This window comes from Streptomyces xanthophaeus (assembly GCF_000725805.1).
GTDB lineage: Bacteria > Actinomycetota > Actinomycetes > Streptomycetales > Streptomycetaceae > Streptomyces > Streptomyces xanthophaeus.
In genome coordinates this window covers 201190-224161 of sequence record NZ_JOFT01000010.1, presented here as the reverse complement: position 1 = coordinate 224161, position 22972 = coordinate 201190, and the positions used below count along the sequence as shown (strand labels likewise).

19 protein-coding genes and 1 tRNA gene are annotated in these 22972 nt (G+C 71.4%); 8 read left to right on the top strand and 12 right to left on the bottom strand.

Features of this window, described 5'->3' with window-relative positions; translation table 11 throughout:
• Positions 1 to 7: 7 nt before the first annotated feature.
• Positions 8 to 1672 (bottom strand): urocanate hydratase, encoded by a 1665-nt coding sequence (gene hutU, locus IO30_RS0103340; protein WP_031139067.1) that lies wholly within the window; start codon positions 1670 to 1672, stop codon positions 8 to 10.
• Positions 1673 to 1778: 106 nt separating this feature from the next.
• On the opposite strand from hutU, the gene IO30_RS0103335 reads away from it, so the two are divergent.
• On the top strand, positions 1779 to 3149 hold the full coding sequence (locus tag IO30_RS0103335; RefSeq protein ID WP_031139065.1) for a type III PLP-dependent enzyme domain-containing protein: 1371 nt from the start codon (positions 1779 to 1781) through the stop codon (positions 3147 to 3149).
• 31 nt (positions 3150 to 3180) lie between these two features.
• Here IO30_RS0103335 and IO30_RS0103330 read toward each other — a convergent pair whose 3' ends face one another.
• Positions 3181 to 4023, bottom strand: a complete 843-nt coding sequence (locus IO30_RS0103330) for a MurR/RpiR family transcriptional regulator (RefSeq protein WP_031139063.1) — start codon at positions 4021 to 4023, stop codon at positions 3181 to 3183.
• Positions 4024 to 4201: 178 nt separating this feature from the next.
• Here IO30_RS0103330 and IO30_RS0103325 point away from each other — a divergent pair, with 178 nt between their 5' ends.
• The gene (locus IO30_RS0103325; protein WP_031139061.1) at positions 4202 to 4582 is read left to right on the top strand and encodes a hypothetical protein; all 381 of its coding nucleotides are present in this window, start codon (positions 4202 to 4204) and stop codon (positions 4580 to 4582) included.
• Between the two features lie 336 nt (positions 4583 to 4918).
• Here IO30_RS0103325 and IO30_RS0103320 read toward each other — a convergent pair whose 3' ends face one another.
• Positions 4919 to 6304: a cystathionine beta-synthase gene (locus IO30_RS0103320; protein WP_031139059.1), complete on the bottom strand. Its 1386-nt coding sequence runs from the start codon at positions 6302 to 6304 to the stop codon at positions 4919 to 4921.
• 126 nt (positions 6305 to 6430) lie between these two features.
• Here IO30_RS0103320 and IO30_RS0103315 point away from each other — a divergent pair, with 126 nt between their 5' ends.
• From IO30_RS0103315 to IO30_RS0103305, 3 genes are all read left to right on the top strand, one after another.
• Complete coding sequence (locus IO30_RS0103315) at positions 6431 to 7471, top strand: SGNH/GDSL hydrolase family protein (RefSeq protein ID WP_051859468.1); 1041 nt, start codon at positions 6431 to 6433, stop codon at positions 7469 to 7471.
• A gap of 210 nt (positions 7472 to 7681) precedes the next feature.
• The gene (locus tag IO30_RS0103310) at positions 7682 to 8902 is read left to right on the top strand and encodes an acetyl-CoA C-acetyltransferase (RefSeq protein ID WP_031139055.1); all 1221 of its coding nucleotides are present in this window, start codon (positions 7682 to 7684) and stop codon (positions 8900 to 8902) included.
• A gap of 486 nt (positions 8903 to 9388) precedes the next feature.
• Positions 9389 to 10231: a hypothetical protein gene (locus tag IO30_RS0103305; RefSeq protein ID WP_031139053.1), complete on the top strand. Its 843-nt coding sequence runs from the start codon at positions 9389 to 9391 to the stop codon at positions 10229 to 10231.
• Here IO30_RS0103305 and IO30_RS0103300 read toward each other — a convergent pair.
• Entirely contained in the window at positions 10215 to 10568 is a 354-nt protein-coding gene (locus tag IO30_RS0103300; RefSeq protein ID WP_031139052.1) for a hypothetical protein, read from the bottom strand. The two genes, IO30_RS0103305 and IO30_RS0103300, sit on opposite strands and share 17 nt — an antisense overlap.
• Positions 10569 to 10669: 101 nt before the next feature.
• Here IO30_RS0103300 and IO30_RS0103295 point away from each other — a divergent pair, with 101 nt between their 5' ends.
• A complete protein-coding gene (locus IO30_RS0103295) occupies positions 10670 to 10900 on the top strand; it encodes a DUF4287 domain-containing protein (protein ID WP_031139050.1) in 231 nt (76 codons plus the stop codon).
• Between the two features lie 144 nt (positions 10901 to 11044).
• On the opposite strand, the gene IO30_RS0103290 is transcribed toward IO30_RS0103295, so the two are convergent.
• Positions 11045 to 11902: a Bax inhibitor-1/YccA family protein gene (locus tag IO30_RS0103290; protein ID WP_031139048.1), complete on the bottom strand. Its 858-nt coding sequence runs from the start codon at positions 11900 to 11902 to the stop codon at positions 11045 to 11047.
• A gap of 146 nt (positions 11903 to 12048) precedes the next feature.
• Positions 12049 to 12130, bottom strand: a tRNA-Leu gene (locus IO30_RS0103285).
• A gap of 440 nt (positions 12131 to 12570) precedes the next feature.
• Between IO30_RS0103285 and IO30_RS0103280 the strand changes: the two genes are divergently transcribed.
• Positions 12571 to 13335: an ABC transporter ATP-binding protein gene (locus IO30_RS0103280; protein WP_107065156.1), complete on the top strand. Its 765-nt coding sequence runs from the start codon at positions 12571 to 12573 to the stop codon at positions 13333 to 13335.
• Between the two features lie 84 nt (positions 13336 to 13419).
• On the top strand, positions 13420 to 15963 hold the full coding sequence (locus tag IO30_RS0103275) for an ABC transporter permease (protein ID WP_031139044.1): 2544 nt from the start codon (positions 13420 to 13422) through the stop codon (positions 15961 to 15963).
• A gap of 101 nt (positions 15964 to 16064) precedes the next feature.
• Here the strand turns inward: IO30_RS0103275 and IO30_RS0103270 are convergent, their stop codons facing one another.
• The 6 genes from IO30_RS0103270 to eno all read right to left on the bottom strand — a co-directional run bounded on the left by IO30_RS0103270 (position 16065) and on the right by eno (position 22803).
• Positions 16065 to 17399, bottom strand: coding sequence for an SAM-dependent methyltransferase (locus tag IO30_RS0103270; RefSeq protein ID WP_031139042.1), 1335 nt, complete (start codon positions 17397 to 17399; stop codon positions 16065 to 16067).
• Positions 17400 to 17545: 146 nt separating this feature from the next.
• Positions 17546 to 18931 carry an NAD(P)/FAD-dependent oxidoreductase gene (locus IO30_RS0103265; RefSeq protein WP_051859469.1) on the bottom strand — a complete coding sequence of 462 codons (1386 nt, stop codon included), beginning with the start codon at positions 18929 to 18931 and terminating at the stop codon, positions 17546 to 17548.
• 423 nt (positions 18932 to 19354) lie between these two features.
• On the bottom strand, positions 19355 to 20296 hold the full coding sequence (locus tag IO30_RS0103260) for a Ppx/GppA phosphatase family protein (RefSeq protein ID WP_031139039.1): 942 nt from the start codon (positions 20294 to 20296) through the stop codon (positions 19355 to 19357).
• Complete coding sequence (locus IO30_RS0103255) at positions 20293 to 20841, bottom strand: DUF501 domain-containing protein (protein ID WP_031139037.1); 549 nt, start codon at positions 20839 to 20841, stop codon at positions 20293 to 20295. Before IO30_RS0103255 ends, IO30_RS0103260 begins: the two co-directional genes overlap by 4 nt.
• 80 nt (positions 20842 to 20921) lie before the next feature.
• The gene (locus IO30_RS0103250; protein WP_031139035.1) at positions 20922 to 21410 is read right to left on the bottom strand and encodes an FtsB family cell division protein; all 489 of its coding nucleotides are present in this window, start codon (positions 21408 to 21410) and stop codon (positions 20922 to 20924) included.
• A 106-nt stretch (positions 21411 to 21516) separates the two neighbouring features.
• Positions 21517 to 22803, bottom strand: coding sequence for a phosphopyruvate hydratase (gene eno / locus IO30_RS0103245; protein ID WP_031139033.1), 1287 nt, complete (start codon positions 22801 to 22803; stop codon positions 21517 to 21519).
• Positions 22804 to 22972: the final 169 nt, after the last annotated feature.

Sequence of the window (22972 nt, the reverse complement as noted above, 5' to 3'; positions counted from 1 at the left end):
GCCTCGCTCACGCGTCGTCGCCCTCGCGCATCGGGACGCGCACGCCGCGCTCGTCCGCGACCGACTCCGCGATGTCGTAGCCCGCGTCGACGTGCCGGATGACGCCCATGCCGGGGTCGTTGGTGAGCACGCGGCGGATCTTCTCGCCCGCGAGCGGGGTGCCGTCGGCGACCGTGACCTGGCCCGCGTGGATGGAGCGGCCCATGCCGACGCCGCCGCCGTGGTGCAGGGAGACCCAGGAGGCACCCGAGGCGACGTTGACCATGGCGTTGAGGAGCGGCCAGTCGGCGATGGCGTCCGAGCCGTCGAGCATGGCCTCGGTCTCGCGGTACGGGGAGGCCACCGAACCGCAGTCGAGGTGGTCGCGTCCGATGACCAGCGGGGCGGCCAGTTCGCCGCTCGCCACCATGTCGTTGAACCGCTCGCCGGCCTTGTCGCGCTCGCCGTAGCCGAGCCAGCAGATGCGCGCGGGCAGGCCCTGGAAGTGGACGCGCTCGCCCGCCATCTTGATCCAGCGGTGCAGGGACTCGTTCTCCGGGAAGAGTTCGAGCATCGCCTTGTCGGTCTTGTGGATGTCGGAGGCCTCGCCGGACAGGGCGGCCCAGCGGAAGGGGCCCTTGCCCTCGCAGAACAGCGGCCGGATGTAGGCGGGGACGAAACCGGGGAAGGCGAAGGCGCGGTCGTAACCGGCCAGCTGGGCCTCGCCGCGGATGGAGTTGCCGTAGTCGAAGACCTCGGCGCCCGCGTCCATGAAGCCGACCATGGCCTCGACGTGGCGGGCCATGGACTCGCGGGCCCGGGTGGTGAAGCCGGCCGGGTCCTTGGCCGCGTAGGAGGCCATGTCCTCGAAGTCGACGCCGGTCGGCAGGTAGGCGAGCGGGTCGTGCGCGGAGGTCTGGTCCGTGACGATGTCGATCGGCGCGCCCTCGGCGAGCATCTGCGGGAGCAGGTCGGCGGCGTTGCCGAGCAGGCCGATGGAGAGCGGCTTGCGGGCGTCGCGGGCCTCGACGGCCAGGGCCAGGGCGTGCTGGAGGCTGTCGGCCTTCACGTCCAGGTAGCGGTGCTCGATGCGGCGCTCGATGGCGCGCGGGTCGACGTCGATGCAGATCGCGACGCCGTCGTTCATCGTCACGGCCAGCGGCTGGGCGCCGCCCATGCCGCCGAGGCCGGCGGTGAGGGTGATGGTGCCGGCGAGCGTCCCGTCGAACTTCTTGGCGGCGACGGCCGCGAAGGTCTCGTAGGTGCCCTGGAGGATGCCCTGGGTGCCGATGTAGATCCACGAGCCGGCCGTCATCTGGCCGTACATGGTCAGGCCCAGCTGCTCCAGGCGGCGGAACTCCTCCCAGTTGGCCCAGTCGCCGACCAGGTTGGAGTTGGCGAGCAGGACGCGCGGCGCCCACTCGTGGGTCTGCATCACGCCGACCGGGCGGCCGGACTGGACGAGCATCGTCTCGTCCTGCTTGAGGGTCTGCAGGGTGCGGACCATCGCGTCGTACGAGCGCCAGTCGCGGGCGGCCTTGCCGGTGCCGCCGTAGACGACCAGCTTGTCGGGGTGCTCGGCGACCTCGGGGTCCAGGTTGTTCTGGAGCATCCGCAGCGCGGCCTCCTGCTGCCATCCCAGGGTGCTGAGCTCGGTGCCTCGCGCGGCCCGTACGGGGCGGGGTCCTGACATGGCGGGTGCCTCCTGACGCTGTTGGTCAATCCATTCACATCCTCGCGCCCTGAATAGATTCAGTCAACAGCTGCGGGCGGCGCCGTCGGATGATGGGATGGCGGGCATGGCCACAGAGGCGCACGCGCCGACGGATGCACAGGGCGCCGCCGCGCGCCGGGACCGGGCCGTACGGGCGGCGGTCGCACAGGGACTCGTCGGCGGGACCGACACGGCGCCCCCGCTGGTCTGCCTGCTGGACACGGACGGGATCCGCGCCTCGGCCGCCGCCCTGACCAGCGCCTTCGCGGCCGCGCTACCGCCCGGCACGCCCGTCCTGCACGCCTTCGCCGTCAAGGCCGCCCCACTGGTCCCCGTGCTGCGCCTGCTCGCCGACGCCGGGCTCGGCTGCGAGGTGGCGAGCCCCGGCGAGCTGGCCCTGGCCCGGGCGGCCGGGGTGGGGCCGCTGCGGACGGTGCTGGACTCCCCCGCCAAGACGGCGGCCGAACTGAGCGAGGCCCTGGCGCTGGGGATCGCCGTCAACGCCGACAACCGGCAGGAGCTGGAGCGCCTCGACGCCCTGGTCGCCGCGTCCGCGACCCCGCCCGCCTCCCCGATCGGGATCCGGATCAACCCGCAGACCGGCGCGGGCACCATCGACGCCCTGTCCACCGCCACGGCCACCTCGAAGTTCGGCGTCCCGCTGCGCGACCCGGGCGCCCGCGCCTGGCTGGTACGGGCCTACCTGGACCGGCCCTGGCTCACCCGGCTGCACACCCACTCGGGCTCCCAGGGCGTCCCCCTGCCCCTGATCGCGGAAGGCGTACGGGAGCTGCACGCGCTGGCCGAGGAGATCAACGCGGCGGCCGGGCGCCGCCAGGTCGACACCCTCGACATCGGCGGCGGCCTGCCCGTGAACTTCGCCTCGGACGCGCACACCCCGGCCTACGAGGAGTACGTGGCGGCCCTGCGCGCGGCGGCCCCGGCCCTGTTCGACGGCTCGTACGGCCTGGTGACGGAGTTCGGCCGGTCCCTGCTGGCCAAGCACGGCCTGGTCCTGTCCCGGGTCGAGTACACCAAGACCACCGGGGCCCGCCCGATCGCCCTCACCCACGCCGGGGTCCAGCTGGCGACCCGTACCGTGTACGCCCCGGCGGCCTGGCCGCTGCGGATCCTGGCGTACGACGCGAAGGGCGCCCCGAAGGAGGGCGACCCGGTGGCCCAGGACATCGCCGGCCCGGCCTGTTTCGCGGGCGACCTCCTCGCCACGGCCCGGGAGCTGCCCCGGCTCTCACCGGGCGACCTGATCGCCGTCCCGGACACCGGGGCGTACTTCTTCACTGCCCACTACGGCTACAACAGCCTGCCCCGCCCGGCGGTCCACGGCTTCACGGCCACCCCGCAGGGCGGCATCCGCTTCGCCCTGGCCCGCCCGGAACAGTCCCTGGCCGCCATCGTCGCGGAAGCGGGCGGCGACCGGCCCGACGCCCTGCTCTAGACGGCCCAGTGCTGCGGCCGGGGCGCCCCGCTCACTCCACGAACAGCCCGCGCGCGGCGGCCCGCGCGTCGAAGGCCTCCAGCCGGGCCTGCGCGTCCGGCAGCGCGTCCGCCATGGCCTCCAGCAGGACCCGGCCCAGCAGCATCGGCGCACAGGCCGTGTCGAAGGCCAGGCCCGTACCGACCGGCGCCGGGATCAGCAGGTCCGAATGGCGGGCCACGGGGGCGAAGGCCGAGTCGGCGACCGTCACCACGGTCAGCCCGGCCCCACGGGCCCGCTCCAGCGTGTCGACGACCTCGCGGGGGTGGCGGGGCAGCGCGAAGCAGAGCAGCGCCGTGGCCCCGTCGTAGCGGGCCGCGTCGATGCGGTCCTCCAGCATCGAGCCGCCCTCGTCGAGGAGCCGTACGTCCGGGTGCACCTTGGCGGCGAAGTACGCGAAGCCGCGCGCCTGCGAGGAGGCCGCCCGCAGTCCCAGCACCGGCAGCGGGACGGAGGCGGCGAGCAGCCGGCCCGCCTCCTGGACCGGCGCGGGATCGGCGAGCGCGGCCGCGAGCTGCCGCAGGTTCTCGATCTCCCCGAGGACGGCCTGCTGGTACTCGTTGTACGCGTCCCCGGGCCCCTCGGCCGTCCGCTCCGCCGGAGCCACCTCGCGCAGGTGGCGGCGGAGCGCGGGGTACCCGTCGAAGCCGAGCGCCACCGCGAACCGGGTCACCGAGGGCTGGCTCACCCCGGCCAGCTCCGCGAGCTCAACGCTCGACAGGAAGGGCACCTCCGCCGCTCCGCGCACCATGCAGTGCGCGATCCGCCGCTGGGTCGGCGTCAGCCGGTGCCCCTCGAACAGTTTCTGCAGCCGCGCGGCCGGGCTGTCGCTCATCCCGTCCCCTCCGTCCCCGTGATCTATTCAGTCACCGAGCACTCTGCATGCGGTTATGCAGCGGGGCAAGCCCGGTGCCCGCTCCGCGAGACGCGGGAGCCCCGGGGCGGGATACGGGGGCGGGATACGGGGGCTAGCCCCAGTGCCCGCGCGGGGCGGCGGTTCCTACGGTGGGGCCATGGACGCGCACGCCCGAGAGCTGAAGAAGGAACTCGACGCCACGCTGGACGCCCGGCGCGAGCTGGGTCCGGAGTACGAGTCCGCGCTGGTGGACTCGTTCGTCGAGAAGGTCGACACGCAGGTCCGGCGCCGCCTCGCCGAGGAACGGCTGGCCGCCGCGCGGGACGGGCACCGCCCCGGTACGGCGGACGGGAACTTCGGCGAGCGCTTCGGCTTCGCCATCATCACCCTGGTCCTGGCGGTGCCGCTGTCGGCGATCGCCGCGACCCAGGCCCACTTCAGCGGGCTCCTGGTGGCCTGGGCGGGAATCGTGGGTGTGAACTTCATCCACGCGGGCAAACGGCTCAGGTCAGGCGGAGGCCGGGACACCTCCGCCTGACCATCGGCTTGCCGGCCGGCTCGGCCCCGAAAGCGGGAGAAGCCGGAAAAGACTGAGCGCGGGGACCGCCGCACCCCGGTTGCCCGGGGGCGGGACGACGGCGGTCCCCGCGATGGACACGGCCGGGTCAGGGCCGTCCGCGTCCGTGGCGTCCACGTGGTCCGGGAGCCGCTCCGGGGTACGCAACGCCGTTCGGTGGTGCCGGCCGGGCCCGGTTCCCCGGGTTTCCCTGCCGACAACCCCACTGTGCACGAGCCGTGTTAAGCCGGTGCTGCCGTCACGTGTCAGGCCCGTGCCGTTTGCGCGACGGCCGCACGCGGCCCCGTACGGCAGGTGTTACTTCGCGCCCTTGGCGAGGAAGGCGAGCAGGTCCTGGCGGCTGACCACACCGGTCGGCTTGCCCTCGACCAGCACGATCGCCGCGTCCGCCTCGCCGAGCACCGACATCAGCTCGGACACCGGCTCGCCGGAGCCGACCTGCGGCAGCGGCGCGCTCATGTGCTTCTCCAGCGGGTCGCCGAGGGAGGCCCGCTGCGCGAACAGCGCGGCGAGGAGCTCCTTCTCGACCACGGAGCCGATGACCTCGGCGGCCATCACGTCCGGGTGTCCGGCGCCGGGCTTCACGATCGGCATCTGCGAGACGCCGTACTCGCGCAGGACCTCGATGGCCTGGCCGACCGTCTCCTCGGGGTGCATGTGGACGAGGGAGGGGATGCCGCCCTCCTTGTCGTTCAGCACGTCACCGATCCGCGCGGACGGACCGGCCTCCTCCAGGAAGCCGTGACCGGCCATCCACTCGTCGCTGAAGATCTTGCTGAGGTAGCCGCGGCCGCTGTCGGGCAGCAGGACGACGACCACGTCGTCGGGGCCCAGACCCTCGGCGGCGCGCAGCGCGGCGACCACGGCCATGCCGCAGGAGCCGCCGACGAGCAGGCCCTCCTCCTTCGCGAGCCGGCGCGTCATCTGGAAGGAGTCCTTGTCGGACACCGCGATGATCTCGTCGGTCACGTCGGGGTCGTAGGCGGTCGGCCAGAAGTCCTCGCCGACGCCCTCGACGAGGTACGGGCGGCCGGTGCCGCCGGAGTAGACCGAGCCCTCCGGGTCGGCGCCGATGACCTTGACCGCGCCCCCGGACACCTCCTTGAGGTAGTTGCCGGTGCCGGAGATCGTGCCGCCGGTGCCGACGCCCGCGACGAAGTGGGTGATCTTGCCGTCCGTCTGTTCCCACAGCTCGGGACCGGTGGTCTCGTAGTGCGAACGGGGGTTGTTCGGGTTGCTGTACTGGTCCGGCTTCCAGGCGCCCGGGGTCTCGCGCACGAGGCGGTCGGAGACGTTGTAGTACGAGTCCGGGTGCTCGGGGTCGACGGCGGTCGGGCAGACGACGACGTCGGCGCCGTACGCCCGCAGCACGTTGATCTTGTCGAGCGAGACCTTGTCAGGGCAGACGAAGATGCACTTGTAGCCCTTCTGCTGGGCCACGATGGCGAGTCCTACGCCCGTGTTGCCGCTGGTCGGCTCCACGATGGTGCCGCCGGGCTTGAGGGCTCCGCTCTGCTCGGCCGCCTCGATCATCCGTACGGCGATCCGGTCCTTCACGGATCCGCCGGGATTGAAGTACTCGACTTTGGCCAGCACGGTGGCCTGGAGGCCTTCGGTCACACGGTTGAGCTTCACCAGCGGGGTGTTGCCGACGAGGCTGATCATCGAGTCGTGGAATTGCACCATGTTCTCCAAGGAGGGGACTCCACGGGTTCTCCGGGAGGTCCGGCCAGAGTATGCCGAAAGGGATTGGCCGACCGTACGTACGGGGCAGGTAGGTCAACAAGGAGCAAGGAGGTGGCCTGAACAGTGTCCAGGGCGAGAACAGCCCGCCGGATCGCGGCGGGGGCAGCGTACGGCGGGGGCGGACTCGGGCTGGTCGGGGCCGCCGCCGTGGGACTGGTACTGGCCGAGGTGCAGTTCGCGAAGCGCACGGTGGGCACCGGTCTCCCGGAGCCGCCCCGCGCGGACGGGCTGTACGGGAGCGACTTCGCCGGGCCCGAGCAGAGCCCCGGCCCGCTGCGCCTGGGGATGCTGGGCGACTCCACGGCCGCGGGGCTCGGCGTGCGCCGGGCCCGGCAGACTCCGGCGGCCCTGCTGGCCTCGGGGCTGGCGGCGGTGGCCGAGCGGCCGGTGGAGCTGCGCAACGTGGCGCTCTCGGGTGCCATGTCGGACGACCTGGACCGGCAGACGAGCCTGCTGCTGGACGGGGACGGCCCCGCCCCGGACGTGTGCGTGATCATGATCGGCGCGAACGACGTGACCCGCCGGATGCCGCCCACCCAGTCGGTGCGGCTCCTGACCTCCGCGGTGCGCAGGCTGCGTCTGGCGGGGTCCGAGGTCGTCGTGGGCACCTGCCCCGACCTGGGCACCATCGAGCCGGTGTACCAGCCGCTGCGCTGGGTGGCCCGCCGGGTCTCGCGCCAGCTGGCCGCCGCGCAGACCATAGGGGTGGTCGCGCTGGGCGCCCGTACGGTCTCCATGGGGGACCTGCTGGGCCCCGAGTTCGCCGCGAACCCGCGCGAGATGTTCGGCCCGGACTCCTACCACCCCTCGGCGGAGGGGTACGCGACCGCCGCCATGGCCATGCTGCCGACCCTGTGCGCCGCGCTCGGGCTGTGGCCGGAGTCGGACCGGCTGGACGTCTCCCGGGACGAGGACATGCTCCCGGTGGCCAAGGCGGCGTCCGCGGCGGCCGGGGAGGCGGGTACGGAGGTCACGGCGGTCCGCGGGCCCTGGGTCCTGCTCAAGCACCGCCGCCGGCGCCGGGTGCCGGGCGAGGAGCTGCCGGAGCACCGGGGCGGCGGGACGGGCGCGGGCCTCGCGGACACCCGCACCGCCGGACCGTGACGGCGGGGCGGCGCCGGGCCGCCCGCTCCGGTGCGGCCGGGTCGGCCGGGGTGGCTGCGGGGTCGGCCTCGGAGCCGGCCTCGGAGCGACCGGCATCACACGCCCAGGCCGGTGACCTCGACCGTACGGGGCGGTAACTTCGCATGCGGTCCCGTACGACGACCACCGCGCCACCGCAGCCGCAACCGCAACGCACCCCTTGGAGCCCCGATGCCCGAAGCAGTCATCGTTTCCACCGCCCGCTCGCCCATCGGGCGCGCCTTCAAGGGGTCCCTCAAGGACGTCCGCCCGGACGACCTGACCGCCACGATCATCCAGGCCGCCCTCGCCAAGGTCCCCGAGCTGGACCCGCGCCTGATCGACGACCTGATGCTCGGCTGCGGTCTCCCGGGCGGCGAGCAGGGCAACAACCTGGCCCGCATCGTGGCCGTGCAGATGGGCATGGACTTCCTGCCCGGCACCACGATCACCCGGTACTGCTCCTCCTCGCTCCAGACCTCCCGGATGGCCCTGCACGCCATCAAGGCGGGCGAGGGCGACGTCTTCATCTCGGCCGGCGTGGAGATGGTGTCGCGGTTCGCCAAGGGCAACTCGGACTCGTGGCCCGACACCCACAACCCGCTGTTCGCCGAGGCGGAGGCCCGTACGGCCGCCGTGGCGCAGAGCGAGGGCTCCTCCTGGCGCGACCCGCGGGAGGACGGCCTGGTCCCCGACGCGTACATCGCGATGGGCCAGACCGCCGAGAACCTGGCCCGGATCAAGGGCGTGACCCGCCAGGACATGGACGAGTTCGGCGTGCGTTCGCAGAACCTCGCCGAGGCCGCGATCAAGAACGGCTTCTGGGAGCGGGAGATCACCCCCGTCACCACCCCGGACGGCACCGTGGTGTCCGGGGACGACGGCCCGCGCGCGGGGGTCACGCTGGAGGGCGTCCAGGGCCTCAAGCCCGTCTTCCGCCCCGACGGCCTGGTCACGGCGGCGAACTGCTGCCCGCTGAACGACGGCGCCGCGGCCCTGGTCATCATGAGCGACACCAAGGCCCGCGAGCTGGGCCTGACCCCGCTGGCCCGGATCGTCTCCACCGGTGTCACCGGCCTCTCCCCCGAGATCATGGGCCTGGGCCCGGTCGAGGCGTCCAAGCAGGCCCTGAAGCGGGCCGGCCTGACGGTCGGCGACATCGACCTCTTCGAGATCAACGAGGCCTTCGCGGCGCAGGTCATCCCGTCCTACCGGGACCTGGAGATCCCGCTGGACAAGCTGAACGTCAACGGCGGGGCCATCGCCGTCGGTCACCCCTTCGGGATGACCGGTGCCCGCATCACCGGCACCCTGATCAACAGCCTCCAGTTCCACGACAAGCAGTTCGGCCTGGAGACGATGTGCGTGGGCGGCGGCCAGGGCATGGCCATGGTCATCGAGCGGCTGAGCTGAGCCGTAGCGGAGGGTAGGGGTCGTCCGAGGAACGAGGACGGCACCTGCCCGCAGCGCAGGCGAAGCTCAGCGCGACCAGGAAAACGAGCGGCTGAGCTGAGCCGTAGCGGAGGGTAGGGGTCGTCCGAGGAACGAGGGCGGCACCTGCCCGCAGCGCAGGCGAAGCTCAGCGCGACCAGGAAAACGAGCGGCTGAGTCGGTCTTAGCTGGATCCGACCTGATCACGGCCCCATGGCCGCTGACCTGCGTACTGACGCAGAATCTAACCCCGCCGCAGCCCATCTGTGACCGAATCTCCCCCAGGATGTGACCTTTGTCCTGGGGGAGACATGTTTTCGCAGGTCAACGCCGGTACGCATGGGGCGGGTGTGACCAAAGCCCTGTCCAATTCGTGACGTAATGCACTGCACGCCATTCCCAGGTCAGGACACTCTGATGTAGGAAGTCGGGGGATCGAATCACACCGGGAGTTAGTCAGTGAGCGCCATGTCTCTTGCCCTGCTGCTGACCACGGCCGCTGCCACGGCCGTGGGCGCTGCTGCACTGCACGCCGTCCACGGACTGCGCAAGCAGGTCACAGCCCTGCGCAGCGACCTGTCGGTGCCGGCCCACCCTCGTGGTGCGACCGTCCCCCACGCCCGCAGCGCCGTGGAGTCCCCCGCCGCGGAGATACGAGCCGCCGTGGCCGAAGCCCTCGCCGAGGAGCGCGAGCGCGAGCTGGCCGAGGCGCGGGCCTTCTGGGCCGCGCAGGAGGCCCGTGACGCCGCCGACGCGTCCCCCCACTTCGCCGGGGAGACCCCGAGGTCGCTGCTGGGCGGTCTGCCCGGGCTCGGCGAGGACGCCCCGGTCTTCTTGCCCCGGCAGGCGGACATGGTGGGCCTGGAGCACGTCCTCGGCGACGAGGCCGTCGACGAGTACCCCGTCTACCCCGAGGATTCGGCCGAGCTGGCCGCCGCCCGCCGCCGCCACCCCTCGCACCCGGACTTCGTCCCCGTGCAGGCCTCGCACCCCGGCGCCGACCACGAGCGCACGGTGAGCCGCCTGGAGGAGCTCGCGGAGGCCCGTACGGCGCTCGCGGACGTCCGTCCCGGCCCGCTGGGCACGCTGGACGTGTACGTCTTCACCGACGGCACCACGCTCTGTATGACCCCGGGGCACCGGGAGACCGCCGAGCGCCTGGCAGAGGCCCTGCGTTCGGGCACCGCGCCGGTCCTGCTGGGCGGCTCGGGCATCTCCGGCGCCTACGCCCTGACCTTCTCCTGCGGTGACACCGAGGACCCGGACAGCAACGTCTACATCCTCGCGGACCGCGTCATCGCTTCGCTCTGACCTCTGCCTGCTCCACCAGCCGCACGGCCTCGTCCAGCACCTCGGACGGGGCCGTCGTGGCATCCGTGCCCGGCGGCGCGGTCCGCAGCGCCTCGGCGAGGTCCAGCCCCGCCACGGCCACCTGGTCCCCGACGACGAACAGGCCCGCCTCGGGCATCCGGCGGGCCGGCCCGTCCTGCTCCGGCCCCTGCTCCAGCCGCTGCGCCCGGGCCGAGAGCTCGCGGGCGAGCTCCAGGGCCGTTTCCGCGGCCCCCTGCTGGAGGCGGCTCTGCGGTGCGGCCCGCAGCCAGTCGGCGAAACGTTCCACGACGGCGCTCAGGGGCGAAGTATCAAGCACCCGGCCGACCTTACGCGCCGCCCGGGCCCCATTGCCAACGGGCGAACTCTCCGGCACGGTGTCGTGAAGAGAACAGCACGGCGATACCTCCGGAGGCGCCCATGTCCGTAGAGTTCTCCGAGCAGACCCACCGCAACATGATCGACAGAATCCCCCGGACCACCGGTCGTGACATGTCCGACTGGCTCCGCGCCGTCGACGAGGGCCCCTCCCTCGTCCGGTTCGAGGAGAAGGTCAGCTGGCTCCTCGGCGCGCACGAGCTGTCGTACGGCCAGGCCAAGGCGATCATCCACGAGTACGACCTGCGCAGGGCCGCACGCCGCTTCGGCTGAGCCCGGTCCCTGCCCCTGGCCCCTGACCCCGATCCCTGCCCCCTAGGAACGCGGGAAGGCCCCGCGAGCGGTGCGCTCGCGGGGCCTTCCCTGTGCTGCGGGGCGGACCGGCCGGGCGACTGCCCGCGGTCCGGCCGGGTCCTGCTAGTCGTCGCCCGAGAGGATCTGGAAGATGCGGAGCATCTCCATGTAGATCCACACCAGGGTCATGGTGAGGCCGAAGGCCGCCAGCCAGGACTCCTCGCGCGGGGCGCCGTAGGCGATCCCGTCCTCGACCTGCTTGAAGTCGAGGGCGAGGAAGCAGGCGCCGAGGATGACGCCGAGGGCGCCGAACAGCAGGCCGAGGCCGCCGCTGCGGAAGCCGAGGCCGTCACCGCCGCCGAAGACGGAGAACAGCAGGTTGGCGACCATGAGCAGCATGAAGCCCATGGCGGCGGCCATCACGAAGCCGTAGAAACGGCGCGTGACGCGGATCCAGCCCATCTTGTACGCGAAGAGCACGGAGGCGAAGACGCACATCGTGCCCATCACGGCCTGGATGACCACGCCGGGGCTCAGGTAGGTGCTGGTGGCGGCGCTGATGACGCCCAGGAAGACGCCCTCGAAGGCCGCGTAGCCCAGGATCAGCGCGGGGACCGCGCTGCGCTTGAAGGACTGGACCATCGCCAGGACGAACGCGATGAGCGCAGCGCCGATGGCGATGCCGTAGGACTTGCCGAGGTTGGCGGGGTCGACCGGCAGCAGGACCCAGGCGAGGGTCGCCGTCAGGACGACCGTGCCGAGCGTCATGGCCGTACGGCTCACGACGTCGTCCATGGTCATCGCGTCGGTGCGCGGCGCCGCCTGCGGCATACCCGTGGCCGGGTCGGTCGCGTACGGGTTCGTCGCGTACGGGTTGGTCGCGGCCCCGGCCTGCTGGTGCTGCTGCGCATCGAACTGCGCGTGGCCACCGTTGTCGCGGCTGAACCCCCGTCGCGAGAAGACCGGGTTACTGCTCCTCATCTCACTCCTCCATGGCCACCGTGCGCGGCCTTGCAACAAGAGTAATGCGCTCGCAAAGAAAGCACCCTACTGCTGGAGGAGGATCTTAGAAGAAGGCATGGCGAAGCGCAGGGGATATATGAGGGGGCTTCGCGGGAGCTTCGGAGTGCCCGGAGCCGGACTTGAACCGGCACGGCCCGAGGGCCAGCGAGGTTTAAGCTCGCCGTGTCTGCATTCCACCATCCGGGCAGGGCGTAGTGACCCCCGTAGAAAAGCCGTGAACACTGCGCTGAGCCTATCGGGAACGCTCTTGCTCACAACGGCCGCTCTATGCGATGTTGTCTGATTTTATTGGAGCTTGAGTGGTCGTCAGGCGCGAGAATGCGCGGTCGGCCCGTTCCGGGCGGCAGTGACCCCCGGTACGGGAATGACGGGATTTCGATGGCCCGCGCCACCCCGCGCGCCACCCTCCTCGCCACCCCGCCTCTCCGGCGGACTCCAGGGGCCGTACGGGCTCCTGTCATACCAGAGGAGGATGCGAGCGGGGCTGTGATCAGACTCGAGTGGGCCAGCGAACGGGCACCTCGGCTGATCCGGAGGCGGCATGAGCACGGCGACGATGGGAACGTCCCGCCGACCCGTGCCGTACCGCAGCCCCCGTCCCGACAGGAGCCCCTCCCGTGACCACCATGAACTACGCCCCGCACACCGCCCAGGCCGTGGCCGCCCGCGCCACCGGCCTCTCCAAGGTGTACGGCCAGGGCGAGACCCAGGTGGTCGCCCTGGACAACGTCTCCGTGGACTTCGCCCAGGGCCAGTTCACCGCGATCATGGGCCCCTCCGGCTCCGGCAAGTCCACGCTGATGCACTGCGTGGCCGGACTGGACACCTTCTCGTCCGGTTCCGTCCGCCTCGGCGAGACCGAGCTCGGCAGCCTGAAGGACAAGCAGCTCACGCAGCTGCGCCGGGACAAGATCGGCTTCATCTTCCAGGCCTTCAACCTGCTGCCGACCCTGACCGCCCTGGAGAACATCACGCTCCCCATGGACATCGCCGGCCGCAAGCCCGACAAGCAGTGGCTCGACACGGTCATCGCCATGGTGGGCCTCTCCGACCGCCTCACCCACCGCCCCACCCAGCTCTCCGGCGGCCAGCAGCAGCGCGTGGCCGTGGCCCGCGCCCTGGCCTCCCGCCCCGAGATCATCTTCGGTGACGAGCCCACCGGAAACCTCGACTCGCGCTCCGGCGCCGAGGTCCTCGGCTTCCTGCGCAACTCCGTCCGCGAGCTCGGCCAGACCGTCGTGATGGTCACCCACGACCCGGTCGCCGCCTCCTACGCCGACCGCGTCATCTTCCTCGCCGACGGCCGGATCGTCGACGAGATGCTCAGCCCCACCGCCGACGGCGTGCTCGACCGCATGAAGGCCTTCGACGCCAAGGGCCGCACCAGCTGACCTGGGACCGCCCCGCGGCTCCGCACGCCCTTCGAAGCCCCCGCGGCTTCCTCCAGACTTTCCAGCCCCAGGACTGAGATCCCCATGTTCCGTACCGCCCTGCGCAACGTCCTCGCGCACAAGGCCAGGCTGCTGATGACGGTGCTCGCCGTCACCCTCGGCGTCGCCTTCGTCTCCGGCACCCTCGTGTTCACCGACACGCTCAGCAAGGCCATGTCCAACCAGTCCGCGAAGTCCTACGAGGGGGTCGCGGTCTCGATCACCGACCACGGCGCCGAGCGCACCGAGGACGGCGGCAAGGAGGGCGACCCGGGCATCAGCCAGGCGACCCTCGACCGGATCAAGGCCGTCCAGGGCGTCGGCTCCGCCTCCGGCCGGGTGACCGGCTTCGCCGGCGTCGGCGACGAGAACGGCAAGCTGATCGGCAGCGGCTGGGCCAACGCGGGCTCCAACTTCGCCCCCGTGCAGAACGGCCAGGACCCGCGCTACACCTTCACCGCCGGCTCCGGCCCGGCCAAGGACGACCAGGTCGCCCTCGACAAGGAGAGCGCGGCCCGCGGCAAGTACGAGGTCGGCGACAAGGTCCGCGTCGCCACCAACGGCCCGGTCCAGGAGTTCACCCTCTCCGGCGTCTTCGCCACCGAGGACGGCGCCGTCAACGCGGGCGGCAGCCTGGTCCTGTTCGACACCCGGGTCGCCCAGGAGCTGTACCTCCAGCCCGGCTTCTACCAGGAGGTCTCCGTAGCGGCCAAGGACGGCACCTCCGCCGACCAGCTGCTGGCCGGGATCAAGCCGCTGCTCGGCAAGAGCTCCGAAGCCAAGACCGGCGCCGCCCTCGCCGCCGAGCAGGCCAAGTTCATCGAGCGGTCCATGTCCGGCATGAGCCAGGGCCTGCTGATCTTCGCCGGTGTCTCCCTCTTCGTCGGCATCTTCCTCATCTACAACACCTTCACGATGCTGGTCGCCCAGCGCACCCGGGAACTGGCCCTGCTGCGCGCCGTCGGCGCCCACCGCGGCCAGGTCAAGCGCTCGGTCCTCGCCGAGGCCGCCGTCGTCGGCGCCATCTCCTCGGTCATCGGCCTGGCCTGCGGCGTCGGCCTCGCCGTGGCCATGCGCTCCGCGATGGAGCTCTTCGAGGCGAAGATCCCGGCCGGTCCGCTGATCATCGCCCCGGCGACCGTCCTGACCGCCCTGGTCATCGGCGTCGTGGTCACCATGCTCGCCGCCTGGCTGCCCGCCCGCCGGACCGCCAAGATCGCCCCGGTCGCCGCCATGGGCAGCGCCCACCTCCCGGCGACCATGAAGTCCCTGGTGCTGCGCAACTCCATCGGCAGCGTCCTGGCCGTCCTCGGCGCCGGTGTGGTCATCCTCGGCGTGAGCCAGAAGAGCGAGGGCCGCACGACCATCGCCGGCGGAGCGTTCTTCCTGCTCATCGGCCTGTTCGTGCTGCTGCCGATGCTGTCGCGCCCGGTCATCGCCCTGGTCCGCCCGCTGCTGGAGAAGGTATTCGGCATCTCCGGCAAGCTGGCCGCCCTGAACGCGGTCCGCAACCCGCGCCGCACCGCCGTCACCGCCGCCTCGCTGACCATCGGCCTGACCCTGGTCACCGCCATGTCGGTCATCGGCATCACCGTCGGCCAGGCCATCGACAAGGCCACCACCCAGAACATCAAGGCCGACTACCGGGTCACGATGGCGGCCGAGGGCATGAACCTCGACAAGTCCGTCCTCCCGGCCCTGGAGAAGGGCAAGGGCGTCACCGCGGTCTCCCCGAAGACCACCGAGATCGTCAAGCTCGGCGACACCTCCCAGGTGGTCAACGGCATCAACCCGGCCGCCCTGGCCCAGGTGCTGTCCGTGCAGACCACCGCGGGTGACCTCGCCTCCCTCGGCGAGGGCAAGCTGATGGTCTCCGCCAAGGAGGCCGCGAAGAAGGGGCTGTCGGTCGGCTCCACCCTCGAAGCCCGCTACGACGACGGCAAGAAGGGCACCCTCCAGGTCGGCGCGCTCTTCGACGGCAAGGACCAGCTGGACGACTACGTCCTCGACAACAAGATCCTGGCCTCGCACAACGAGACCCAGTACCTGCCCGAGGTCCTCGTCAAGACCGAGGGCGGCGCCTCCAAGAGCGCCCAGCAGGCCGTGATCGACGCCCTCGGCAAGAACCCGGCGATCAAGGTGGCCGACAAGGAGGGCATCCGCAACGAGATGGCCGGCATGATGAACACCGCGCTGAACATCATGTACGGACTGCTCGGCATGGCCCTGATCATCGCGGTCCTCGGCGTGATCAACACCCTCGCGATGTCGGTGTACGAGCGCCAGCAGGAGATCGGCATGCTGCGGGCCGTCGGCCTGGACCGCGGCAAGGTCAAGAACATGATCCGCCTGGAGGCCGTGGTCATCTCGCTCTTCGGCGCGGTCCTCGGCATCGGCGTCGGCGTCTTCCTCGCCTGGGCCGGCGGACGGACCATCGCGGCTTCCATCCCGGGTTACGAGCTGGTCATCCCCTACGACCGGATCGGGATCTTCTTCGCCCTCGCCGGGCTGGTCGGCGTCCTGGCCGCCATGTGGCCGGCCCGCAGCGCCGCCCGCCTGAACATGCTGACGGCCATCAAGACCGAATAGCGGCGCGGCACACGGTACGCACGGGCCCCGGGGCAGCAGCCCCGGGGCCCTTCCGCGTCCGTACGGGCCGGGCGCACCCCGGCGCCGGACCCGGGGGCTCCCTACGTGCCCCAGGTGCGCAGCCGCAGCGGCAGACCCGCGTCGCCGCCCGCCGCGGGCTTCACCGCGAGCACCTGGTTGACCCCGAGCCGGCCGCGTTCGAAGCCGAGCGCGGAGGCCGCCATGTACAGCAGCCAGACCCGCGCCCGGCCCGGTGAGGTCAGCCGTACGGCCTCGTCCCAGTGCTCCTCCAGACGGGACACCCAGGCCCGCAGGGTCAGCCCGTAGTGCTCGCGCAGCGCCTCCACGTCGCGGACCTCGAAGCCGGCCAGCTCCAGTTCGCCCACGGTGCTGCCGATGGGGGAGAGTTCGCCGTCCGGGAAGACGTAGGAGTCGATGAACCGGTCCAGCCGGTACTCCTGTTCGTCGGGCGCCGGGGGCCGGGCGATCTGGTGGTTCAGCAGCCGGCCGCCGGGGCGCAGCAGGTCGAACAGGGTGTGGGCGTACTCGCGGTAGCGCTCGTGCCCGACGTGTTCGGCCATGCCGATGGAGGAAACGGCTTCGTACGGGCCGTCCCTGACGTCCCGGTAGTCCTGGATCCGGATCTCGACGAGGTCGGCGAGGCCCTCCTCGGCGACGCGCTTGCGGGCGTACGCGGCCTGCTCGCGCGAGAGGGTGACCCCGGTGACCCTGACGCCGTACTCGCGGGCGGCGTGCAGCGCCATGGAGCCCCAGCCGCAGCCGACGTCCAGGAGCCGGTCGCCGGGCTGCAGCGCGAGCTTGCGGCAGACCAGGCCGAGCTTGTCCCACTGGGCCTCCTCCAGCGTGCAGCCGGGGCTCCAGTAGGCGCAGGAGTACACCATCGAGGGGCCGAGCACGCGCTCGTAGAAGGCGTTGCCGACGTCGTAGTGGTGCCCGATGGCGGCGCGGTCGCGGGTCCTGGTGTGCCGGGGCCCGGAGTGCCGGGCGACCTCCTCGGCGGGCGGCTGGGGCGGCGGCAGCGGCCCGGCGAGGGTCACCAGCTCCCGTACGGCCGCCCGCCGCACGGGATCGCGCAGCAGGGCCCGCAGGCCCGCGGGCGGGCTCGCGGGCCCGGTGTCCGGGGACTGCGCGGAGCCGTTCGCCCTGGGCCGGTCCCAGAGCAGGCCCGACACCCGCTCCAGCACGGCGTACAGGTCGCCCTCCACCGTCAGCTCGCCCGCCACCCAGGCGCGGGCCAGGCCCAGTTCGCCGGGCTTCCACAGCACGCGGCGCAGGGCGCGGCGGTCGTGGACGGCCAGCAACGGGCCGCCGGGCGGGCCCGCCTCGCTGCCGTCCCAGGCCCGGATGCGGATGGGCAGCGGGGCGCCCAGCAGGGTCTCGGCTACAGCGGCGAGCCGCGGCGCGGCGTCGGTCATGGCGCACCTCCACAAAGGTCCGACAAAACCGTCTACCCATCCGCCGCCCCGGGCACACCGAAGGGCACGCCGAAGGGGCCGCCCGCACCACGGATGGCGGGCGGCCCCTTCGGGGTCGTGCTCAGGCGTTCAGCGGGAACACCGGGTCAGGAGGCCTTGGCCTTCTGGGGGGTGTTCGCGGCGACGGCCGGGGCCGGCGCCGGCTTGGCGGCCTCGTAGAACTCCTCGCGCGGGGTCTCCAGCGCTCCGAGGGAGACGACCTCGCGCTTGAGGAACATGGCGAGGGTCCAGTCGGCGATGACGCGGATCTTGCGGTTCCAGGTCGGCATGGCCATGCCGTGGTAGCCACGGTGCATGTACCAGGCGAGCCGGCCCTTGAGCTTGATCTTCACCTTGCCGACGATGATGATCGCGACGCCCTTGTGGAGGCCGAGGCCCGCCACCGCACCCTTGTTGGCGTGCTCGTACTCCTTCTGCGGGAAGCCCCGCATGCCGGAGATGACGTTGTCGCCGAGGACCTTGGCCTGACGCAGCGCGTGCTGCGCGTTCGGCGGGCACCAGGCGTTCTCCACGCCCGCCTTGCGGGAGGACACGTCCGGGACCTGGGCGTTGTCGCCCGCGGTCCAGATGTAGTCGGTGCCGGTGACCTGGAGGGTCGGGGCGGCGTCCACGTGGCCGCGGGGGCCGAGCGGCAGGCCGTAGCGGGCCAGGACCGGGTTCGGCTTCACGCCGGCGGTCCACACGATGGTGTTGGAGTCGACCTCGAGGCCGTTCTTCAGCACCACGTGGCCGTCCACGCAGGAGTCCATGGAGGTGTTGAGGTAGATCTCGATGCCGCGGGACTCCAGGTGCTCCTTGCCCCAGGTGCCCAGCTTGGGGCCGACCTCGGGAAGGATCTTGTCGGCCGCGTCGACCAGGATGAAGCGCATGTCCTCGCGCTTGATGCTGGAGTAGTACTTCGTGGCGTCGCGGGCCATGTCCTCGACCTCACCGATGGTCTCCGCACCGGCGAAGCCGCCGCCGACGAAGACGAAGGTGAGGGCCTTGCGGCGGACGTCCTCGTCCGTCGTGGACTCGGCCTTGTCGAGCTGCTCGAGGACGTGGTTGCGCAGGCCGATGCCCTCCTCGACGCCCTTCATACCGATGCCCTGTTCGGCGAGGCCGGGGATCGGGAAGGTGCGGGAGACGGCGCCGAGCGCGATCACCAGGTAGTCGAAGGGCAGCTCGTACGCCTCGCCGACCAGCGGCGTGACGACGGCGACCTTGCGGTCCTGGTCGATGCTGGTGACCCGGCCGGTGAGAACCTCTGCCTTGGGCAGCACGCGTCGCAGCGGGACGACGACGTGCCGAGGCGAGATGCTGCCTGCGGCCACTTCGGGGAGGAAGGGCTGGTAGGTCATGTACGAGCGCGGGTCGACGACCGTGACGGTCGCCTCGCCGAAACGCATCTTCTTGAGAATGCGCTTGGCTGCGTACAGGCCTACGTACCCACCTCCTACAACGAGGATCCTGGGACGCTCCGTGGTGCTCATGGAACGAGTATCCAGCACCCAGAGGGGTGACGCTCGTGAGCCCCTTCACAAGGAGTCGGAAGCCCTCTGCTACACTGCGCGGCCCACGTGACCCAGGTCATGCTCCACAACGGGAACCGGGGCCTGGCCGGAAACGTTGTTCACCCGTCCTGAACTGGCCTCCAGGGTCTCAAGCGGACTGGACCACAGGCTCTTGTCCGTACCTCTGATGCGGAATCTGTCGTTACCGCTATTCGTACGAACGCTCGGAGAAACGGGCCCGAAGACCCCTGGAGGGGCCCGAAGGACCCTCCCCGTGGACCAACGGGCTCATTTTCCTTGTGAAGAACTTCACGAACTTCATGTGGATCACGGGACCAAAGACCCCCGAAGGCCCCTCACAAGGCCCCCGCAGGGCCCTGTGAGGGGCCCGTGCGGGCCCCGTCAGGCGACGGACCAGGCGATCCCGTCGAGGATGTCGTGCTCCGAGACCACGACCTCCGTGGCGCCGATCCGCTCCATCAGGGCCAGCAGGACCAGTGCGCCCGCGCCGATCACGTCCACCCGGCCGGGGTGCATGACCGGGATCGCCGCGCGCTGCGCGTGCGTCGCCGTCAGCATCCGCTCGGTGACCTCGCGGACCTGCTCGTAGGAGATCCGGGAGTGGTGGATGGCCGCGGAGTCGTACGCGGGCAGCTCCAGCGCGATCGCCGCGACGGTGGTCACCGAACCGGCCAGGCCGACCAGGGTGCGCGCCTCGCCCAGCGGGACCGACTCGGCGGCCAGGTCCAGCGCCGCCTCGATGTCGGCCCGGACGGCCGCGATCTGCGCCTCGGCCGGCGGGTCGGTGACGACCCCGTCCACGACCAGGTGGCGTTCGGTCATCCGGACGCAGCCCACGTCCACCGAGCGCGCGGCCCGGACGTGGTCCTCGCCGACGACGAACTCGGTGGAGCCGCCGCCGATGTCCACCACCAGGAAGGGCTTCTCCAGGTGGTCGGCGCCCACCAGCTCCTTGGTGGCGCCGGTGAAGGAGAACTCGGCCTCCTGCTCGCCGGAGATCACCTCGGGCTCGACGCCCAGGATGTCCAGCACGCCCCGGACGAACTCGTCCCGGTTCTCGGCGTCCCGGGAGGCGGAGGTCGCCACGAAGCGGATGCGCTCCGCGCCGAGCTCCTTGATGACCGCCGCGTACTCGCGGCAGGCTGCGAAGGTGCGCTCCAGCGCCTCGGGGGCGAGCCGGCCGGTGCGGTCCACGCCCTGGCCGAGGCGGACGATGGTCATCCGCCGGTCCAGCTCGGTGAAGGCGCCCGTGGCCGGGTCGGCGTCCGCGACGAGCAGACGGATGGAGTTCGTACCGCAGTCGACGGCCGCGACCCGGGTCACCGCTCCCCCTCCTCTTCCTTCTTCTTCTCCGCGCACGGGGTGACGCAGGCACCCTTGGCCCACCACTCGGGCAGCATCGCCAGGGCCTCGTCGCCGAACGGGTTCACGCCGGGTCCGGCCGCCAGCGAGTGGCCGACCAGCACGTGCAGGCACTTCACCCGGTCCGGCATGCCGCCGGCGCTCGGGAAGCCCTGGAGCACCTCGATGGCGTCACGGCGCTGGATGTAGTCCTCGTGCGCGGCCCGGTAGGCGGCGGCCAGCTCCGGGTCCTCGGCGAGCCGGGCCTGCATCTCCTTCATCACGCCGTTGGCTTCGAGGGTGCCGATGGCACCGGCCGCGCGCGGGCACGTCAGGTAGTACAGCGTGGGGAAGGGGGTGCCGTCGGGGAGCCGCGGGGCGGTCTCCACCACGTCCGGCTGGCCGCAGGGGCAGCGGTGCACGATGGCGCGCAGCCCGCGCGGCGGGCGGCCGAGCTGCTGCTCGAACGCCTCGATGTCCGCGTCGGTCGGCTCGGTCCGGTCGGTCTGGGGCGGGGGCGTCTGCATGCCTGGAGGAAGTCTCTTCGTTCGCGGTTTCGATGACATTCGGATCCGATGGAATCCGAGGAAAAACGGGTGGTACCCGGTCAGTCGCCGGGGCGGTCGGCCTTGTCGACGCCGTCCCAGACGTTGGAGTACCAGGGCCGGTCGGACCCGGCCTGGCCGGTGCGGCGCGGCTCGGGACCGCCCGCGCCGGGGTCCTTCATGATGTAGCCGGTCTCCCCCGGGCGGAGGTAGTGCAGGTGCTTGCGCGCTTGCTGCTCCGCGTAGGCGTCGTCCTGCCAGCGGGCCTTCTCGTCGCGCAGCCGCTCAAGGCGTTCGCGCGCGGTGGTGGCGGCCCGCTGCTGCTCCGCGATCTCCGAGCGCTGGGAGACGTACTGGCGCATCGGATACGCGAGGGCGACGACCAGCGTACAGAGGACCAGCACCAGCAGGGCGGCACGGCCGGTGAGCCGGCTGCGGCGGACCTGACGGCGCGACTGCGAGCGGTAGACGTGGGCGGCGGTCCGCTCGCCGAGCTGCTTGAGCCTGGTCGCGGTGGAGAAGGTGGAGAACCGATCCCGGTTCCCGGCCATTGATCCCGCCTCCCCTATATGCGCACTACGCAATACGTCCCCGCACACGGTACGGGACCGAGTGCGGGGACGTACGGAGGCTAGGCGCAGCCTTCGGTCAGAGCTGTCAGCCCTTGAAGCGCGGGAAGGCGGAACGGCCCGCGTAGACCGCGGCGTCGTCGAGGATCTCCTCGATGCGCAGCAGCTGGTTGTACTTGGCGACGCGGTCCGAACGGGCCGGGGCGCCGGTCTTGATCTGACCGCAGTTCACGGCGACGGCGAGGTCGGCGATGGTGACGTCCTCGGTCTCGCCGGAGCGGTGGGACATCATGCACTTGAAGCCGTTGCGCTGGGCCATCTCGACGGCGTCCAGGGTCTCGGTCAGCGAACCGATCTGGTTCACCTTCACGAGCAGGGCGTTGGCGGAGCCCTCCTCGATGCCGCGGGCCAGGCGCTCCGGGTTGGTGACGAAGAGGTCGTCGCCGACGATCTGGACCTTGGCGCCCAGGCGGTCGGTGAGGGTCTTCCAGCCGGCCCAGTCGTCCTCGTACAGCGGGTCCTCGATGGAGACCATCGGGTACGCGGAGACGAGCTCCTCGTAGTACTCGGTCATCTCGGCGGCCGAGCGGGACTGGCCCTCGAACTCGTACTTGCCGTCCTTGTAGAACTCGGACGCGGCGACGTCGAGCGCGAGCGCGATGTCCTTGCCCGGGACGTAGCCGGCCTGCTTGATGGCCTCGACGATGAGGTCGAGCGCGGCGCGGTTGGACTCCAGGTTCGGGGCGAAGCCGCCCTCGTCACCGAGGCCGGTGGACAGACCCTTGGTGTGGAGCACCTTCTTGAGGGTGTGGTAGACCTCGGCACCCCAGCGCAGCGCCTCGGAGAAGGACTCCGCGCCGATCGGGGCGATCATGAACTCCTGGATGTCCACGTTGGAGTCGGCGTGCGACCCACCGTTGAGGATGTTCATCATCGGAACGGGCAGCAGGTGCGCGTTCGGACCGCCGAGGTAGCGGAAGAGCGGCAGGTCCGAGGCCTCGGACGCGGCGTGCGCGACGGCCAGGGAGACGCCGAGGATGGCGTTGGCGCCGAGGGAGCCCTTGTTGTCGGTGGCGTCCAGGTCGAACATGGCCTGGTCGATCAGCCGCTGCTCGGTGGCGTCGTAGCCGACGAGCTCCGGGCCGATCTGCTCGATGACGGCGAGGACGGCCTTCTCGACACCCTTGCCGAAGTAACGGTTGGGGTCACCGTCACGGAGCTCGATGGCCTCGAATGCACCGGTGGAGGCGCCGGACGGAACTGCAGCACGGCCGGTGCTGCCATCGTCGAGGCCCACCTCGACCTCGACCGTGGGGTTGCCTCGGGAGTCCAGGATTTCCCGGGCTACGACGACGTCGATGGACGGCACGAGCATCTCCTTCTGGGATGTGACGCTGGGTGTGCGGTGGCGTGTCAGGCCGTGGGACGGCCTTGCCGACTAGAGCCTAACCGGCTCCGGGCACTCGGTCGGCCGACCGCCCGGGGGCTGGGACGAAAAAGGGCCCGAATACCCGCCTTCCAGGACATAGGACCCTTGATCTCGT